Genomic DNA, 17,108 nt, shown 5'->3' with positions numbered 1-17,108 from the left:
CGATTTACTAAATGGATAATATAGTAAAGGAAGGGCTTGCTTTTGACGATGTTTTATTAATTCCACAGGCCTCTGAAGTTTTGCCTGGGGACGTGGATATTACTACTTATTTTACCAGGGAAATTAAATTAAATATACCCATTGTTAGTGCTGGTATGGATACTGTTACTGAAGCCAGGTTGGCAATTGCAATGGCAAGGGAAGGCGGTATAGGTGTCATACATAAAAATCTATCCATTGCCCAGCAAAGCGAAGAAGTGGACAAGGTTAAGCGCTCGGAGCATGGTGTTATAACTGATCCTATTTTTTTATATCCATTTAACACCATCCACGAGGCTGTTTTTCTTATGGAAAAATACCATATATCTGGGGTACCCATTGTTAATGATAAGGGAGTATTATTGGGGATAATAACCAATAGAGACATTAGATTTGAACAGGACTTTCAAAAACCAATTCAAGAGGCCATGACAAAGGATAATTTAATTACAGCCCCAGAAGGTACAGATTTGCTGCAGGCAAAAGCAATTCTTCAAAAATATAAAGTTGAGAAATTACCAATTGTTGATAGAGATTTTAAATTAAAGGGTCTAATTACAATAAAAGATATTGAAAAGGCAAAGAAATATCCCAATTCAGCCAAGGATGACAATGGCCGTTTAAGGGTTGCAGCAGCTGTTGGAGTGGGAGGGGACACCAATGAGCGAGTACAGGAGTTGGTAGTACATAAGGTTGATGCAATAGTTATAGATACTGCCCATGGCCACTCTAGGGGAGTAGTTGAAACAGTTCGTCTAATAAAAATAAAGTATCCGGAGCTTCAGGTGGTGGCAGGTAATGTTGCCACTGCAGAAGCCACTGAGGACCTTGCCAGGGCAGGAGCAGATGCTATCAAAGTGGGAGTTGGACCAGGTTCAATTTGCACAACAAGGGTCATAGCAGGCATAGGCGTTCCACAGGTGACAGCAATTTATGACTGCTATATGGCAGCAAAAAAATATGATTTACCAGTAATAGCAGATGGTGGCATAAGGTATTCTGGTGATGTGGTGAAAGCTCTGGCAGCTGGAGCAAATACTGTAATGATAGGAAGCTTATTTGCTGGAACTGAAGAAAGCCCTGGAGACATAGAAATATATCAAGGCAGAAGCTTTAAAGTGTACCGTGGCATGGGTTCATTAGGTGCTATGAAGGCAGGCAGCAGGGATAGATACTTTCAACATGGCCAGGAAAAACTGGTCCCAGAAGGAATTGAAGGTAGAGTTCCCTTTAAAGGTCAACTCTCTGAAACTGTCTTTCAATTAGTTGGTGGGCTAAGGGCTGGCATGGGATATTGCGGGGCTCCTAACCTGGAAGAGTTAAGAAATAAAGCAAAGTTCATCAGAATAACCCAGGCGGGTTTAAATGAAAGTCACCCACATGATGTTACCATTACTAAAGAGGCACCAAATTATAGAATTTAATTAGTTTAAAAGGAGACTGCTATGAAATATGTGCTATTTGATTTAGACGGAACATTATTACCTTTGGATACAGAAAGCTTTATAAATCATTACTTAAAAGTCCTCAGCAAGAAGATGGCTAGTTGTATTGAACCAGATGCTTTCGTTCCCAAACTATTAAAAGCAACAGAAGCAATGATATTAAATCTAGAAGAAAAAACAAATGAAGAAGTATTTACTGAACATTTTTTTATAGACTGCTCTGAAAGCAAAACAAGTATGTTAAAACAATTTGAAGATTTCTATTTAAATGAATTCAAAAGCTTACAAATTCATTCCAAACCCAATCCCCATGCCATGGAAGTTCTGGACTACTTAAATTCCAAGGGTGTAGGGACTGTTATAGCAACTAATCCTGTCTTTCCCTTGATTGCAATTAAAGAGAGGATACGTTGGGCAGGTGTTGATGAATATGAATATAAATTAATAACCAGCTATGAGAATATGAAGTATTGTAAACCCCATTTACATTACTATGAACAGATTTTAGAGGAAATCAATGCAAAACCGGAAGAGTGCTTGATGGTTGGTAATGATATGCAGGAAGATATGGTAGCTTCCAGATTAGGGATGAAAACTTTTTTAGTTGAAGACTATTTAATTGACAATAATACATTCAGCATAGAACCTACATATAGGGGCACCTTTGCAGATTTTCGGGATTGTATAATGGAGTTGATATAAAGGGAGAAACTAATGTTTTAATGACAGTCATATGGTTTTTGAATGCAGAAATATGGAACAGTTAGAAAAGGTTGTAAAAAAACTGTTCTAATCTGCATAGAAGATTAATTTTAGGTTAAAATAATATTAAAATTTGGCAGGACTTATTTCACACATCTCGAATATAATAAGCAAACAATATTTGGGGGTGGGTCAATGATTTTTAGACATTGTGCCGGTGGTGTGGTATTTTGGGAAAATAAGGTTTTACTCCTAAAGAACGATAAGGGGGAATGGAGCCTTCCCAAGGGAGTCATCCGGCACGGTAATACCGCCGATGAAGTTGCATTAGCTAGAGTTCAAGAAGAAGCAGGTGTTGCAGCACAAATAATTGGTTCGGCTGGTGAAACTAGTTATGAATTTTTCTCCTATTCGCGTCAAAGACCCGTTTGCAATGTTATTACATGGTTTATTATGGAAGCTCAAACAGATGCTTTAAGTATATCCAAGGATCAAGGTTTCTCCGATGGTGGCTTTTTTACCATGGATGATGCATTAAAACTAATAACTCATAACCAAGAAAAGTCATTAGTTAGAATATCCCATGAAAAGGTAAAAGAACTATATAAAATTGGTGCATAGCTTTAACCATATTGAGGAATTAACCCTTGACTTTAAATGTCTCAAGGGTTTTTTCTTGCACTATCTTCAAGGAGAAATTCTTCATACTAAAAATCTGATAAAGAGGAAATATAAACGAAAAGGGGATGAGGAAATGGCCATCAATCCAAAGCACTATGGGGGAATTGGTGCAGCTTTTGGTGCACTTGTGGTTTTTGGTGCTACCTTTGATACAAATCAAGTTTATCTAACTATAGTTGGTGGATTAATCGGGGGTTTAATTGGACAAGCAGCAGAAAGATTCCATATTAAACAACTTGAAAATAAAAAAAATGCACCACGTAATCGCGGTAAAAAGAAAAGAGAAAAACGTGAATGAGGTGTTATAGATGACAGAACACATTAATCAGTCTTTATCCGGAAAAAAATATTTAATTTTAACCTATGGTTGTCAAATGAATGAAAGAGATTCTGAAGTGCTGGAAGGGTACCTTGAAAACCTGGGTTATTGTCCCGCTTCAGCAGAAAAGGATGCAGATATAATAATTTTAAACACCTGCTGTGTCAGAGAAAAGGCAGAATTAAAGGTATTTGGGAAACTAGGAGAGTTAAGCAAACTAAAGAAGGAAAAACCAGAATTAATTATTGGCATCTGTGGATGCATGACCCAACAGGATGAAGTGTATGAAAGAATCAGGGACAAAGCCCCTTATGTAAATTTAGTATTTGGTACGTATAATGTTCATCAGTTACCCAACCTGTTGTTAAAAATACAAAACACAGATGAGCCAGCCTATGAAATATGGGAAAAGGAAGGAGATATTGTTGAAAATAATGTTTCCCGACGGATTGATAGAATAAAGGCTTATGTAAATATTAGTTATGGCTGTGATAATTTTTGTACATACTGCATAGTTCCACATGTAAGAGGCAGGGAAAGAAGCAGAACACCAGATAAGATAGTTGAAGAAATAAGTGGTCTTGTAAAGGAAGGCTATAAAGAAATAATGCTTCTAGGACAGAATGTAAATTCTTATGGCAAAGATCTAAATAGCAATCTAGATTTTGCAGATTTATTAGTTGAAGTAAATAAGATAGATGGCCTTGAAAGAATACGCTACATGACATCACACCCAAGAGACTTCACGGATAAGCTGGTTGAAACTATTGCCAGGTGCAAAAAGGTATGTGAGCATTATCATCTTCCGGTGCAGGCAGGAAGCAACAAGATTTTAAAGGCCATGAATAGAGGATACACACGGGAAGAATACCTGGACCTGGTAGAAAAGATTCAAAGTATTTCCCCTAATTACTCTATAACTAGTGACATTATTGTGGGATTTCCAGGGGAAGGGGAGGAGGATTTTAAGGACACATTAGATATTGTGGAAAGAGTCAGGTTTGACGCTGCTTATACCTTTGCTTATTCTCCTAGGAGGGGAACACCGGCTGCAGCTATGGAGTGTCAGATAAAAGATGAAGAAAAAAAAGAAAGATTGCATAGGCTAATGGAAGTTCAAAACAAAATCAGCTTAGAAAAAAACATGAAGCTTGTTGGCACTAACATGGAGGTTCTAGTTGAAAGTCCTAGCAAGACAGATAGTAGTCGGTTAACTGGCAGAACCAGGACAAATAAAATTGTTAACTTTTCTGGGGAGCAATCACTCATTGGAACAATTATAAATGTTAAAATAACCAAGGCCCAGACATGGAACTTAATAGGAGAACTATGACAATAAAAGTCGCTAATTAGCGGCTTTTGTACTTAACAGTCCATTTCTATGCTATAATTACACATAAGGGAGGGAAGTTTCTTGAGTGATTTGACACCCATGATGAAGCAATATCTAAGTATAAAGGCAGAATACATGGATAGTATTCTTTTTTATAGATTAGGCGATTTTTATGAAATGTTTTATGATGATGCAATACTGGCCTCAAAGGTGTTAGGAATTGCATTAACAGCTCGTCAATCAGGAACTAAAGAAAAAGCCCCCATGTGTGGAATTCCCTATCATGCTGTTGATACATATCTGCCAAAGCTTTTACAGCAGGGCTACAAGGTAGCAGTATGTGAGCAGGTGGGGGATCCTAAACTCTCAAAGGGACCAGTAGAACGTAAGGTGGTTAGAGTTATTTCACCAGGAACCATCTTGGATGAAAAATACCTGTCCGCTGATCAAAACAACTATATTGTAAGCATTTACTCAAAGCAGGATAACTATGGCCTGGCATACTGTGATTTATCTACTGGGGATTTCAAAGTGGCTCTAATCAAAGGAGAAGACAGTTTAATTGATGAGGTGGCAAAGCTAAATCCTGTTGAGTGTATAGTTCCAGATAGCTTTGAGCAGAAAACAATTTTAAAAAAGATGGGACAAAAAACAAATATCTATACAATATCAAATAGTATTTATAATTATGAAAAGATGCTTGACTTATTAAAGGACAGCTTTTCTGCCAATCATGTTTTCAGCATAGGTTTACATAATAATAGGGTTTCCCTGTTAGCTGCCGGTGTGTTATATAAATATCTTCAGACAAATTTAAAAACTGAATTGGATCATTTGTCCAATATAGAGGTCTATATTCCTGAAACTTATATGGTTTTAGATTACGCCACCCGTAGAAATCTTGAATTGACAACAAATATTAATGGAAACAAAGAAAATACCGTTTTGTCTGCAATAGATAATACAACTACTGCTGCTGGAGCCAGGGTGCTCAGGCAGTGGATCGAACAACCACTAAAGGATATTAAAGAAATTGAATCAAGGCTTGACATGGTGGCTTTCTTTAATGAAAATGTCTTAATTCGAGAAGAGCTTAGAAATTATTTAAAAAACCTTTATGATATGGAAAGGCTAATTACCAAAATTTTATATGGAAGTGCAGACGCAAGGGATTTGGTTGCATTAAGGAGTTCATTATGCTTGTTGCCTAGAATAAGGGACTTATTTGCAGGCCAATCTTTAAAACCCTTGAAAACAATCATAGATGGTTTAAATTCTTTAGATGAATTAGTAAGCTTGTTAAAAGTTAGTATAGATGACAGCCCGGCATCTGGACTTAAAGATGGAAACATAATTAAACCTGGATATAATACTGATGTTGATAGGCTAAGAGAAGCTAAAAGCAGTGGGAAAACATGGATAGCTAGTCTTGAAATGGAGGAGAGGGAAAGGTTAGGTATAAAGTCACTTAAGGTCGGTTATAACAAGGTATTTGGTTACTACATAGAAGTTACAAATGCAAATCTTAGTCAAGTGCCAGAGCATTACATGCGCAAACAAACCCTGGCAAATTGTGAACGTTATATAACACCAAAGTTAAAGGAACTGGAAAACCTTATTTTAGATGCTGAAGAGAAACTGTATGAACTGGAATATAGACTATTTCAGGATGTCCGTGAAAAGGTAAACCTCCATGTTCAGGAAATAAAAAATAATGCAAATCTGCTAGCTAGATTAGACGTGTTTGCCAGCCTATCTGTTACAGCAGAGAAAAATAATTATATTAGACCTAAAATACTGGAAAGCAATAACCTTAAAATAATAAATGGAAGACATCCAGTAGTGGAAAAGTCACTGGGACATCTTTTTGTTCCTAATGATATTGATATGAATGATGCAAACAGGCTTATGGTAATTACTGGACCAAATATGGCTGGCAAAAGCACATATTTAAGACAAAATGCCGTTCTTGTTTTAATGGCCCAAATGGGGAGCTTTATTCCTGCTGACGAGGCTGAAATTGGAGTTGTAGATAGAATATTTACCAGAATAGGATCAAGTGACAATCTAGCACAAGGGCAAAGCACATTTATGGTGGAGATGCAGGAGGTAGCAAATATCCTCAAATATGCTACCAAGGATAGCTTAATTATATTGGATGAAGTTGGAAGAGGGACAAGCACCTATGATGGAGTCAGCCTTGCCTGGGCAATCTCTGAATTTATTCATACAAATATCCGTGCCAAGACCCTATTTGCCACACATTATCATGAGCTTACAAGGCTCCAGGAAGACCATGAGGGCATTAAAAACTATAATGTTGGAGTAGTTGAAAAGGGTGATGAAATAACCTTTTTGCATAAGGTTTATGAGGGCAGTACAGATAAAAGCTATGGTATCCAAGTTGCACGACTTGCAGGCCTGCCAGCAGATTTATTAGCAAAGGCTAGAAAAATACTGCACAGCCTTGAAAAGGATTCTACATTTTTGTCAGCAAGTTTCATTGGAAAAGCAGAGCTAGGTAAAGTGGAAGTAGATTATGATAAGGACAAGGTGAGGTCAAGTGTCATTGAGGAGGAAATTGATGGGTTAGACCTGTGGAATATGACTCCCATGGAAGCTCTCAATAAACTGGCACAATTCCAAAATGAAATACGATTAAAAAGGGGGGATAAATAAATCGTATGTCTCTTTGCCAAATAAGAATACTTGATGCAGCCACCGCAAATAAAATTGCAGCTGGAGAGGTAATAGAAAGGCCTGCATCTGTTGTTAAAGAATTAATAGAAAACGCTATAGATGCAGGGGCAAAAAATATTAGTGTTGAAATTTTCCAGGGAGGAATAAATGAAATTATTGTTACTGATGATGGACAGGGTATTCCTGGAGACCAGATTAAAGTGGCATTTAAAAGACATGCCACTAGTAAAATAAGGATGGCTGATGATCTTTTTAGTATAAAGACCTATGGATTTAGAGGGGAGGCCCTGCCAAGTATTGCTTCTGTATCTAGAGTTACAGTTGTAACCAGGACAGCTGAGGATCACCTTGGAAGCAGATATATTATTGAAGGGGGGCTGGATGTACTCTTTGAAGAGACGGCCTGCAATACAGGAACCTGCATAGCTGTTAAAGATTTATTTTTTAATGTTTCCCCACGTAAAAAACAATTAAAATCTATTACAAAAGAAGCTGGGTATGTAGCCCATGTGGTGGCAGCAATGGCCTTGGGAAACCCCCATATCAGCTTTAAATATTCCCATAATAAAAAGCTCATATTTCAGTCGGCAGGAAAGGGAGTATTAGAAAATAATATTGTTAATGTATTAGGTATTGACTTGTTTAAAAATCTTATTCCTGTTAAACATGGCAACTTTGATAATGATGAGGGTTTAAATATAGGGGGATATATCTCCAAACCTCAATACACCAGGTCTGGTAATCATAATCAGTATCTTTTTGTTAACAAAAGATGGGTTTATTCAACTATAATTAACAGGGCTGTAACCAAGGCCTATACTACCCTGATACCTTCTGAAAGATACCCTATATACATATTGAGCTTAAACATTCCTTACCATATTGTAGATGTTAATGTACATCCAACAAAAAAACAAATAAAATTTGATAATGATGAGCTTGTTGAAGATTTTGTGTTGAGAGCACTAAGATCTGCATTAATGAGTCTGGATTCCATATTTGTTCAGAAGCCAAAAATACAAAGAAATACCTTTAAAGAAATTGGCAGGCAGGTTGAATTTAATTGGGAAACAATTGGAATAAAAGCTGATGAAAAGAACTATAAGGAAAAAAATTCAACTGAATTGGACTTTAATAAGATAAGAGAAACTAAAATTGCATATAATGAATATAGAAATAACGAGATTAATGAAATTAATGAAGAAACTCCCCCTTGTACTAAAAATCTAGTTGAAAATAGCAATGAGAGTAATGATATTACCTTAAAAGTTAGTTATCCGAAGTTAAAGCCTTTAGAACAGATTGATGGAAGCTATATAATTGCTGTTGATGGTCAGCAAAAGGGCTTTTATCTTATTGATCAGCATGCTGCTCACGAAAGAATTCATTATGACAGTTTAAAACATGCCAGGGATAAAGATAGTATTAAAAGCCAACTGCTGTTGCATTCTCAAGTCATTGATTTAACTCCAGCTGAAAAGGATTTTTTACTTGAAAATATGTTATTATTGCAAAATGCAGGCTTTACATTGGAATACTTTGGAGATAATACCTTTTTGCTTAGAGGGGTGCCCGTGGGCTTGGAGTCAGGAGCAGGTGTAAGTGTAATTAAAGATATGTTGGATAATTACTTGAAGCAAAATGAGAAGCCTTCATGGGCCAGACTTATCAAAATGGTAGCTTGTAAGGCAGCTATTACTGCAAAAAAAATTCTTTCAAAGGATGAAATGGAATCTCTTTTAGAAAAGTTGTCAAAAACAGATGTTCCATATACTTGTCCACATGGAAGACCAACTACAGTTCACATAACTGATGAGGAACTAATCAAGCGGTTTCATAGATAGGACTGGTGTTTGTAATGGGTAATAAATTAATAGTTATTGTAGGGCCAACTGCAGTAGGAAAATCAAAAATTGGTGTAGAATTGGCATCACAGATTAAGGGAGAAATTGTATCTGGAGATTCCATGCAGGTATACAAGGGGATGGATATTGGTACTGCTAAGATTAAAGAACATGAAATGTTTGGAACTAACAACATAAAAGTAAAGCACCATATGATTGACATAATACCCCCACAAAAAGATTACTCTGTTGCTGATTTTCAAGAAGATGCACGAAACTGCATTAATGAAATTAACAAATCAGATAAAATACCTATACTTTTAGGTGGAACAGGTCTATATGTAAGGGCTGTAATAGATGAGTATGATTTTCAAGTAAATGTCAACCATGTAACACGGCTTGCTTTGCTGCAGATTGCCCAGGAAAATGGCACCTTTAAATTATATAAAGAATTAAAAGAAATAGATGCAGACAGCGCAGAAAGAATACACCCAAATGATACAAAAAGAATAGTTAGGGCTCTAGAATATTTTAAAACCACTGGAAAACCAATCTCTAGCAGCATGGTAGCTGGTTACAAATACAGTCTATTTAGTCCACTAGTTATGATTGGCTTAAATATCCCAAGGACCATTCTTTATGAAAGAATTAATCAAAGGGTAGATACCATGATTCAAGAAGGTCTTATAGAAGAAGTAGAAAATCTATTAAAAGCAGGTGTAAAGCCCACAAATACAAGCATGCAGGCCATTGGCTACAAACAGGTTGTAGAATATCTCTCTAAAAAGCGTTCACTTAAAGAAACCATAGAAATTATAAAAAGGGATACTAGAAGATTTGCAAAAAGACAGCTTACCTGGTTTAGGAGAGATGATAGGATTAAATGGTTTGAGGTTGACATAAATAATCCACTAAATATTATTAATGAAATAAAGGCAGAGATTGGCAGGAATATTAATATATAGTGTTGAATAAGGAAATAATTAATATAAAAAGATATCGGAGGGAACGAAATGTCAAAAGTTCAAATTAATCTGCAGGATGGATTTTTAAATCAAGTTAGAAAGGATAATATTCCATTAACCATATTTTTAGTTAATGGATTTCAAATAAAGGGATTGGTGAAGGGTTTTGATAATTTTACAGTATTATTAGATGTGGATGGTAAACAACAAATGATTTACAAGCATGCAATATCAACCCTTGTACCCAGCAAGGCAGTAAATTTATCTGCCGAGGCAAAGGAAACCCGTTAATTTCATAATTCATGCACTCTCTTATAGAGAGTGTTTTTTGCATAATCACCTAAAATATACCATTAACACTTTCTGTAGGGAAACATATAATACTATGTGCATTATGACCCACATTTTTGTTCAACTGCAGGGGGTGAAATCAATGGAGGTTAAATTTAACTTTAACAAGCAAGGAGCCAAATATCAATATGAAACACCTGCCATAAATAAAAATGCTAGCACAAGCTCCACAAAAAACAATTCAGCTAATTCTATTTCCTACAGCAATAAAACCAGAAACACAGCAGCTTTTGCTGAAGGCTATAATGCTCTAAAGGAACTAGAAGCATTAATTGGTCTAAATGAAGTTAAGCAGCTTATAAAAGAGTTAAGGGCGTATGTATTGGTTCAAAGGGCAAGGGCTAAAGAAAAACTTACCAACGACCCAATGGTTCTCCATATGGTTTTTAAAGGTAACCCTGGTACAGGTAAAACTACTGTTGCTCGTATATTAGGTAATTTCTTTAAGGAAATTGGCATACTCAGCAAAGGACACCTGGTTGAGGTGGAAAGAGCAGACCTGGTAGGAGAATATATTGGTCACACAGCAATGCGGGCTAGAGAAAGCATCAAAAAGGCTCTTGGAGGCATTCTTTTTGTAGATGAGGCTTATTCCCTGGCCAGGGGGGGAGAGAAGGATTTTGGAAGAGAGGCCATAGACTGTTTAGTTAAGGGAATGGAAGATAATAAAGATAATTTAATACTTATATTAGCTGGGTACAAGGATGAGATGGAAAAATTAATACGTACCAATCCAGGTCTGCGCTCAAGATTTCCCATTCATATTGATTTTCCTGATTATTCATTAGAGGAGCTTGTTGAAATAGCTGAAAAAATGCTCATTCATAGGGACTATTATTTTTCCATTGATGCAAGGATGAAGCTAGAATCCATTTTAAAGAGATATATAGCAACTGGCCATGCACAGGTAGGTAATGCACGAATGGTAAGGAATATTGTTGAAAAATCAATTAGAAAACAGGCCTATAGACTAGTAGAAAAAAATACTTTATCACGGGATGATCTATTAATAATAAATGCAAAGGACATTTGTGAAGACATAGATTATACTTTAGGTATAGAAAACTACTTAAAAAAAGTAAAATAAACATAAATACATACGGAGGACCTAAAGTTAATGTTATTAGATGAAAAGCTTCAGGAAATCAAAGCAGAAATTGAAAGAAATACTAATGATGTAACAGCAAATTTTAAAAGTCTAATGTCCTATAACCAGGAAAAGGTATTGGAGGCTTTTTTAAGTAACAACATAAGCGATTTTCATTTTAACCCATCTACTGGTTATGGATATGGTGATACTGGAAGGGATGCTCTAGAAAGGGTATTTGCTCATATATTTAAAACTGAAGATGCCCTTGTTAGACCAAATATAATCTCAGGAACCCATGCAATATACCTGTCATTAAAGAGTGCTCTAGATAAAGGTGATTGTTTGCTAACCATTGGCAAGCCTTATGATACCTTGCAAAAGGTAATAGGTTTTAGTGGTAAGGATCCATTATCTTTGATAAATCAAGGTATTGAATGTCACCAAATACCCTTTGAGGTTAATAATGACTTAAAACTTCTTGATAAGTATATAAAAAAACACCACCCCAGGGCTATTTTTATTCAGAGGTCACGGGGATACGCTTTAAGGGATGCCTTGACAATAAAAAAGATTAAAATGCTCGTAGATTACATCAAGGAAATGTCAGAGGACACATATATTGTTGTGGATAATTGTTATGGAGAGTTTGTTGAGAGAATGGAACCTAGTGAGGTTGGTGCTGATATTGCAGCTGGTTCTTTGATCAAAAATCCAGGGGGAGGCTTAGCACCTTCAGGAGGCTATTTAGTAGGCAAAAAGGAGTTAATAGATCGGGCTGTTTCCTATTTAACTGCTCCGGGACTTGGAAAAGAAATAGGTTCCAGTTCGTTGGACAAACGTCTTTTATTTCAAGGGGTTTTTATGGCTCCAATGATTGTTGTCCAAGCATTAGAAACGGCAGTATTTGCAGCGAAGTTGTTTTCAGATTTGGGCTATAAGGTTTCGCCAACCTGTCAGGAAACAAGGGGTGACATAATACAGGCTATAGTACTAGATAATGAAAAAAAACTTTTGCAGTTTTGCAAGGCCATTCAAAAATACTCCCCTGTAGATTCAATTGTTACTCCGCAACCAGGGAATTTGCCAGGCTATGAAAGTAAGGTAATTATGGCAGCAGGAACCTTTGTACAAGGGGCATCAATAGAGTTGTCCGCAGATGCACCCTTAAAGGAACCCTATGTAGTATATTTACAGGGTAGTTTAGTAGCGGAACATGGAAAAATTGTATTATTGAAGGCAGCTGAGGAATTAGGATTATAATAATCAGTTCTTAAAGCATTTGGGGGTAAGACTATTGGATGCAATAATAATTGCAATAAGTTATCTGTTAATGATAGTAGGTGTAATAGGCACCATTTTGCCTGCTTTACCAGGATTGATACTGGTGCTAATGGGAATCATCATCTATGGCTGGCACATTGGATTTGATGTGCTGGGCTATAGCTTCCTAACAACAATGGTCTTGTTAACTATTATTGGAACATTTGTTGATATATTAGGAAGCATGGTAGGTGCAAAAAAATATGGTGCAAGTAAACTAAGCATACTGTCCATGGTAGTAGGGCTGGTGTTTGGCTTTTTCACTTTAGGCCTGCCTGGACTTATTATTGGTCCCGCTGTAGCTGTCATTTTTACTGAAATGTTCAAAGGGAAAAGCCTCAATGAAGCACTAAAAGTAACCCTTGGCATCGTCCTGGGTTTTCTAAGTGGAATAGCTTTTAGATTTGTTATAGGCATAGCAATGACAATTTCTTTTACAATAAAAATAATCTTAATATATTTTTCTGTATAAACCAACAAGCTTTCCAATAATTACTACGTCTGAAGCTATTATTGGATCCATAGAACTATTTTCCGGCTGGAGTCTAATCCAGTCCTTTTCTTTATAGAACCTTTTTATTGTGGCTTCGTCTTCAAGGAGAGCAGCAACAATATCCCCATTCTGGCAGTGGTTTTGTTTTCTAATAATAACATAGTCTCCGTCATTTATGCCTGCTTCAATCATACTGTCTCCTGACACAGTAAGTATAAAAAACTCACCATTTCCTAAGAAATCAACTGGAATTGGAAAGGTATCCTGGATATTTTCCACAGCTAAAATAGGTTCACCTGCAGTGATTTTACCAATAACAGGTATATTAGCTATTTCTTTTTTTGGAAAATCGCTGTTGTAGCCATCAAGTATTTCTATTGCTCTAGGTTTTGTAGGGTCTCTACGGATGTAGCCCTTGGATTCAAGATGTGCTAAGTGAGCATGAACAGTAGAGCTGCTGCTGAGGCCAACTGCCTTGCCAATCTCTCTAACAGATGGGGGATAACCCTTGCTGAGCAGCTCAGATTTAATAAAATTTAATATTTGTATCTGACGTGAGCTTAAATCTTCAAACATATTCATCACCTTTAAATAGTTTTATATTGGTAATTATATCATATTTTTGTTATATGTAAAACATTTGTTCGAAAAATTTCGAATCAGGCATTGCAAACAGAACCTATGTTCTGATATAATAAATACAGAACAGGCGTTTGATTTGGAGGGAGATTATGTTGAAGATAAAAAAGGCTAGGCTGATATTTGTTTTATTCACTACAATCATAATATTAGGGCTTTTTATTACATCATTTCAAACAGTTAGTGCTGCTAATCAGGATGACTTCATAACTATTATTGTTAAAGATGGAGACACCTTATGGAATATAGCACAAAAACACACTACTGGAAAAGACATTCGCAAAGCAATTTATGAAATTGAAAAACTAAATAATATAAAGAAATCCATGATATATACCGGACAACAGCTAAAAATACCACTTAACTAAATATACCAATTATGAGAGGAACCATTTGATACATGGTTCTTTTCGTATTTTAAATGTAATACTTCAAATAATTATAATTACTTCCGATAATAGATATTATGTAAACTAAAAAAGAAATTTTAGGGGGAGCTTGTTTTTTTAAATTCTGAGATTAGAATTTTAAGCTCCCCTCTTTTTAATTAATATAGACTTAATAAAAATTAACCTACCAGCAAGCTTATTTTTTTAATCATCTCTCAAGAAGTCTAAAAAGGGCTTTTCTATATCAACAAGGGCATTTACCACGAGCTCAACCAGTCCACCATAGTGAACATTAAACTTTTCTGTTACTTTGTAGAATTTCAAGATATCCCTAATTGCACCCTTACAATTAGAACATGGAGCACATACATATTTAGGAATTGTCGGATCCTCTATGGTATCCTGGAAGGCATCGAGAATTTGTTTAAACTTCATACGTGTACTGACCTTCTCCCTGAATTCTGAAAAATTCATGGATTTCATTATAGCAAATCCACTACCGCCACCACAGCAATAGTTGTGAACACCATGAGGAGTCATTTCCCTGAATTGAGGAGAAACTGCCTTGATAATATCTCTTTGAGGCTGGACAATTCCCATCATCCGAACAACATTACAAGGGTCATGCATGGTAACTGGAAAGTTATTTTTACTTGGGTCAAGCTTAAGCTTGTTATTCTTTATTAAATCCCAAAGCAAAGGCAAAAAGCTTTCCTTAGGTATATAGTCCTCCCCTGTAAAAAGTCTATCTGCACTAACAGCCGCAGCTTTGTGAGCATGGCCGCATTCACCTAGAACAATTCTTTTTACACCTAAATCTCTAGCAACCTTAAACTGCTGCAAAGCAATCTTTTTCGCCTGGGAATCATCATACCAAATACCATAATTTACATTATCATAACCCAGCAGGTCACTGCTTAAAGTCCAGTCCAAACCTGCATCTTCAAAGAGAATTGCAAAGGCAGCGGGGTTTTCCGGCCAGGCCATAAACTCCCCAGCGTTGTGGGTTAAAAGTATATCAGCACCTTTTTTGTCAATTGGTATTTTTATTTTTTTTCCTGTTTTCTCTTCAATATCCTCTTCAATAAACTCTATATTATCCAAAAGGGCCGGCTTGGTTATACCTGTAGAAGAACCGGTTTTCAGTTGAAGCACAGTTCCTTTTTCATGCAAAGGCCTGGGTGCTATACCCATTTCCTGGCTGAATATTTTTCTAATCTCTCTAGCTAATAATGCATTATCCAAGCCTAAAGGACAGGTTTGTGCGCATCTTCTGCAGAGATTGCACCTGTATGCCAATTCGCCAAGCCTTGCAATTGTCTCCCAGTTAATATCTATATCGGCGCCAATAAATTTCTCAACAATACCACTACCTTTTTTGAAATGTTTCCTGGCAATTCTTCTTAAAACCTCCGAACGGAAAATTGGCCTGTATAATTCATTTTGACCGCTAGCCTGGAAAACATGACATGCTTCTGAACAGGTATTACATTTAGCGCAGTATTCAAAAGAAAGCAACAGTGGCTGGATAAAATTTCTGTTGGTTTCATCAGAAAATATTTTTTCCAGGCCGCTTAAAAACATTTCAACCTGCTCTTCCTCTTCCTCTTTTGTTGTAGGCCTTGTCAAAGTATCTATACCAATATACCCATCCAGGGATGCACAAAACTTTTCTTTCCAGGCATCTTTAGGTTCGGTAAGTGAAGGTTCCATTCCAGGTTTATCATATGGTGCTGGTAAGTCCATGAGCTTTTCAAGTTTTGTTAACTGCTCATGAGGTTTCCCCATATCCTGTGGTTTCAAATCTTTTCCCTTTATCATTAGCTCTCCTCCATCCCAATAAATTATTGTTTATTGATCCTTTGACACTGGTCCACCAGCTTGAAAATGAGGAGCTGCCCAGGTTTTTCCAGATTTAATGCCTGCAGCTTCCTTGATCTTTTGATCAATTTCACTTCCCGGTAAATTGGGTTCATTTTCCCAGAGAACCTTGTGGAAAGTAAAGTACTTTGCAACATAGTGGCTCATCTTGCTTTTGGGGATATAAATAAGAAGCAAGCCTAATAGAATAATGTGCAGGGTCAAAGGACCATCTGCTGAAATTGGGCTGAAGGTTAGCAGTCCCTTCATTATTTCTCTTCCATAACTAAAAGTGGGTTCAGAAGCCCAGACTACTAGTCCGGTTACTAAAACAATAATAATAAAAAGTAAATTAAAATAGTCCTGGCCAGTTGTATACTTCTTCATGGACTCCATGGTAACCCTTCTAAGCAATAAGCCTCCCGAACCTAATGCAGTTAATACAGCTCCCATGGCCCCTGCAAATAAAGTCACATAATAAACCAAGCCAGCCCACCAATGGGAAGTTACACCCTCATCTGAAATTATTGTCATACCTGCAACTTCTGTTACAGCACCTACCAATAACATAACAGTCCACAACCCAAGTAAATAAATTCCTAGATGAAGGGCATAAGATAACCACCATAACTGTCTTTGATTAACAAAAAGGTTTTTGATGAAAAGCATTTCTTTAAGCATTTCCTTTAATTCTCCAAATAGTGAAATCTCTCTGGGTTTTTCATACCATTTTAATTCCTCGTAATATGATCCACCATATTCACTCCTGCCTTTTTCTTTTGGGACAGGATAAAGTTCCCACCTACTGTGCATTGGCATTTTAGAAAACCTTATGGCAACAGATAAAGAAGTCAAGATAAAAGCCAATATGGAAATGTAAATAAAAATTAATAGCAACAACTTGCATGACCCCCTTCAGATGAATTGTACTTGGCAAT

16 protein-coding genes are annotated in these 17,108 nt (G+C 36.5%); 13 read left to right on the top strand and 3 right to left on the bottom strand.

The annotated features are described in order from the left end of the window. The first annotated feature begins 11 nt into the window (after positions 1 to 11). The 12 genes from guaB to K364_RS0106085 all read left to right on the top strand — a co-directional run bounded on the left by guaB (position 12) and on the right by K364_RS0106085 (position 13,261). Positions 12 to 1,463, top strand: coding sequence for an IMP dehydrogenase (gene guaB / locus K364_RS0106140; RefSeq protein ID WP_028307281.1), 1,452 nt, complete (start codon positions 12 to 14; stop codon positions 1,461 to 1,463). A gap of 21 nt (positions 1,464 to 1,484) precedes the next feature. Further along, positions 1,485 to 2,186, top strand: a complete 702-nt coding sequence (locus K364_RS0106135; protein ID WP_028307280.1) for an HAD family hydrolase — start codon at positions 1,485 to 1,487, stop codon at positions 2,184 to 2,186. A gap of 195 nt (positions 2,187 to 2,381) precedes the next feature. Beyond that, positions 2,382 to 2,807, top strand: coding sequence for an NUDIX hydrolase (locus K364_RS0106130; protein ID WP_028307279.1), 426 nt, complete (start codon positions 2,382 to 2,384; stop codon positions 2,805 to 2,807). A gap of 133 nt (positions 2,808 to 2,940) precedes the next feature. Further along, positions 2,941 to 3,165, top strand: a complete 225-nt coding sequence (locus K364_RS23025; protein ID WP_035268272.1) for a hypothetical protein — start codon at positions 2,941 to 2,943, stop codon at positions 3,163 to 3,165. 10 nt (positions 3,166 to 3,175) lie between these two features. Then, positions 3,176 to 4,519, top strand: a complete 1,344-nt coding sequence (gene miaB, locus K364_RS0106120) for a tRNA (N6-isopentenyl adenosine(37)-C2)-methylthiotransferase MiaB (protein WP_035268270.1) — start codon at positions 3,176 to 3,178, stop codon at positions 4,517 to 4,519. A gap of 81 nt (positions 4,520 to 4,600) precedes the next feature. Then, a complete protein-coding gene (gene mutS / locus K364_RS0106115) occupies positions 4,601 to 7,198 on the top strand; it encodes a DNA mismatch repair protein MutS (RefSeq protein ID WP_028307276.1) in 2,598 nt (865 codons plus the stop codon). A 5-nt stretch (positions 7,199 to 7,203) separates the two neighbouring features. After that, positions 7,204 to 9,063 (top strand): DNA mismatch repair endonuclease MutL, encoded by a 1,860-nt coding sequence (mutL, locus tag K364_RS0106110; protein WP_035268267.1) that lies wholly within the window; start codon positions 7,204 to 7,206, stop codon positions 9,061 to 9,063. A 14-nt stretch (positions 9,064 to 9,077) separates the two neighbouring features. After that, positions 9,078 to 10,028 (top strand): tRNA (adenosine(37)-N6)-dimethylallyltransferase MiaA, encoded by a 951-nt coding sequence (gene miaA / locus K364_RS0106105; RefSeq protein WP_028307274.1) that lies wholly within the window; start codon positions 9,078 to 9,080, stop codon positions 10,026 to 10,028. A 48-nt stretch (positions 10,029 to 10,076) separates the two neighbouring features. Next, entirely contained in the window at positions 10,077 to 10,319 is a 243-nt protein-coding gene (gene hfq / locus K364_RS0106100; protein WP_028307273.1) for an RNA chaperone Hfq, read from the top strand. A 142-nt stretch (positions 10,320 to 10,461) separates the two neighbouring features. Continuing rightward, entirely contained in the window at positions 10,462 to 11,466 is a 1,005-nt protein-coding gene (locus tag K364_RS23020) for an AAA family ATPase (protein ID WP_051533835.1), read from the top strand. A 30-nt stretch (positions 11,467 to 11,496) separates the two neighbouring features. Further along, the gene (locus K364_RS0106090) at positions 11,497 to 12,729 is read left to right on the top strand and encodes a methionine gamma-lyase family protein (protein WP_035268264.1); all 1,233 of its coding nucleotides are present in this window, start codon (positions 11,497 to 11,499) and stop codon (positions 12,727 to 12,729) included. A 34-nt stretch (positions 12,730 to 12,763) separates the two neighbouring features. Further along, a complete protein-coding gene (locus K364_RS0106085) occupies positions 12,764 to 13,261 on the top strand; it encodes a DUF456 domain-containing protein (RefSeq protein ID WP_028307271.1) in 498 nt (165 codons plus the stop codon). Here K364_RS0106085 and lexA read toward each other — a convergent pair. Beyond that, the gene (gene lexA, locus K364_RS0106080) at positions 13,241 to 13,858 is read right to left on the bottom strand and encodes a transcriptional repressor LexA (protein ID WP_028307270.1); all 618 of its coding nucleotides are present in this window, start codon (positions 13,856 to 13,858) and stop codon (positions 13,241 to 13,243) included. The two genes, K364_RS0106085 and lexA, sit on opposite strands and share 21 nt — an antisense overlap. A gap of 155 nt (positions 13,859 to 14,013) precedes the next feature. Between lexA and yneA the strand changes: the two genes are divergently transcribed. Then, positions 14,014 to 14,289: a cell division suppressor protein YneA gene (gene yneA / locus K364_RS0106075; RefSeq protein ID WP_028307269.1), complete on the top strand. Its 276-nt coding sequence runs from the start codon at positions 14,014 to 14,016 to the stop codon at positions 14,287 to 14,289. 225 nt (positions 14,290 to 14,514) lie between these two features. Here the strand turns inward: yneA and K364_RS0106070 are convergent, their stop codons facing one another. After that, complete coding sequence (locus K364_RS0106070) at positions 14,515 to 16,131, bottom strand: (Fe-S)-binding protein (protein WP_028307268.1); 1,617 nt, start codon at positions 16,129 to 16,131, stop codon at positions 14,515 to 14,517. Between the two features lie 30 nt (positions 16,132 to 16,161). Further along, complete coding sequence (locus tag K364_RS0106065; RefSeq protein WP_028307267.1) at positions 16,162 to 17,070, bottom strand: respiratory nitrate reductase subunit gamma; 909 nt, start codon at positions 17,068 to 17,070, stop codon at positions 16,162 to 16,164. Between the last annotated feature and the right edge of the window lie 38 nt (positions 17,071 to 17,108).

The sequence above is a fragment of the Desulfitibacter alkalitolerans DSM 16504 genome (genome assembly GCF_000620305.1).
Taxonomy (GTDB): domain Bacteria; phylum Bacillota; class DSM-16504; order Desulfitibacterales; family Desulfitibacteraceae; genus Desulfitibacter; species Desulfitibacter alkalitolerans.
Note: the sequence above shows the minus strand (reverse complement) of the source record. Positions and strands in the feature narration are given on the sequence as shown.

What these genes read in the sequence shown, in the direction of transcription:
- guaB (WP_028307281.1), top strand. Translation starts at nt 12, where the DNA reads ATGGATAATATAGTAAAGGAAGGGCTTGCTTTTGACGATGTTTTATTA.
- K364_RS0106135 (WP_028307280.1), top strand. Translation starts at nt 1,485, where the DNA reads ATGAAATATGTGCTATTTGATTTAGACGGAACATTATTACCTTTGGAT.
- K364_RS0106130 (WP_028307279.1), top strand. Translation starts at nt 2,382, where the DNA reads ATGATTTTTAGACATTGTGCCGGTGGTGTGGTATTTTGGGAAAATAAG.
- K364_RS23025 (WP_035268272.1), top strand. Translation starts at nt 2,941, where the DNA reads ATGGCCATCAATCCAAAGCACTATGGGGGAATTGGTGCAGCTTTTGGT.
- miaB (WP_035268270.1), top strand. Translation starts at nt 3,176, where the DNA reads ATGACAGAACACATTAATCAGTCTTTATCCGGAAAAAAATATTTAATT.
- mutL (WP_035268267.1), top strand. Translation starts at nt 7,204, where the DNA reads ATGTCTCTTTGCCAAATAAGAATACTTGATGCAGCCACCGCAAATAAA.
- miaA (WP_028307274.1), top strand. Translation starts at nt 9,078, where the DNA reads ATGGGTAATAAATTAATAGTTATTGTAGGGCCAACTGCAGTAGGAAAA.
- hfq (WP_028307273.1), top strand. Translation starts at nt 10,077, where the DNA reads ATGTCAAAAGTTCAAATTAATCTGCAGGATGGATTTTTAAATCAAGTT.
- K364_RS23020 (WP_051533835.1), top strand. Translation starts at nt 10,462, where the DNA reads ATGGAGGTTAAATTTAACTTTAACAAGCAAGGAGCCAAATATCAATAT.
- K364_RS0106090 (WP_035268264.1), top strand. Translation starts at nt 11,497, where the DNA reads ATGTTATTAGATGAAAAGCTTCAGGAAATCAAAGCAGAAATTGAAAGA.
- lexA (WP_028307270.1), bottom strand. Translation starts at nt 13,858, where the DNA reads ATGTTTGAAGATTTAAGCTCACGTCAGATACAAATATTAAATTTTATT.
- yneA (WP_028307269.1), top strand. Translation starts at nt 14,014, where the DNA reads ATGTTGAAGATAAAAAAGGCTAGGCTGATATTTGTTTTATTCACTACA.
- K364_RS0106070 (WP_028307268.1), bottom strand. Translation starts at nt 16,131, where the DNA reads ATGATAAAGGGAAAAGATTTGAAACCACAGGATATGGGGAAACCTCAT.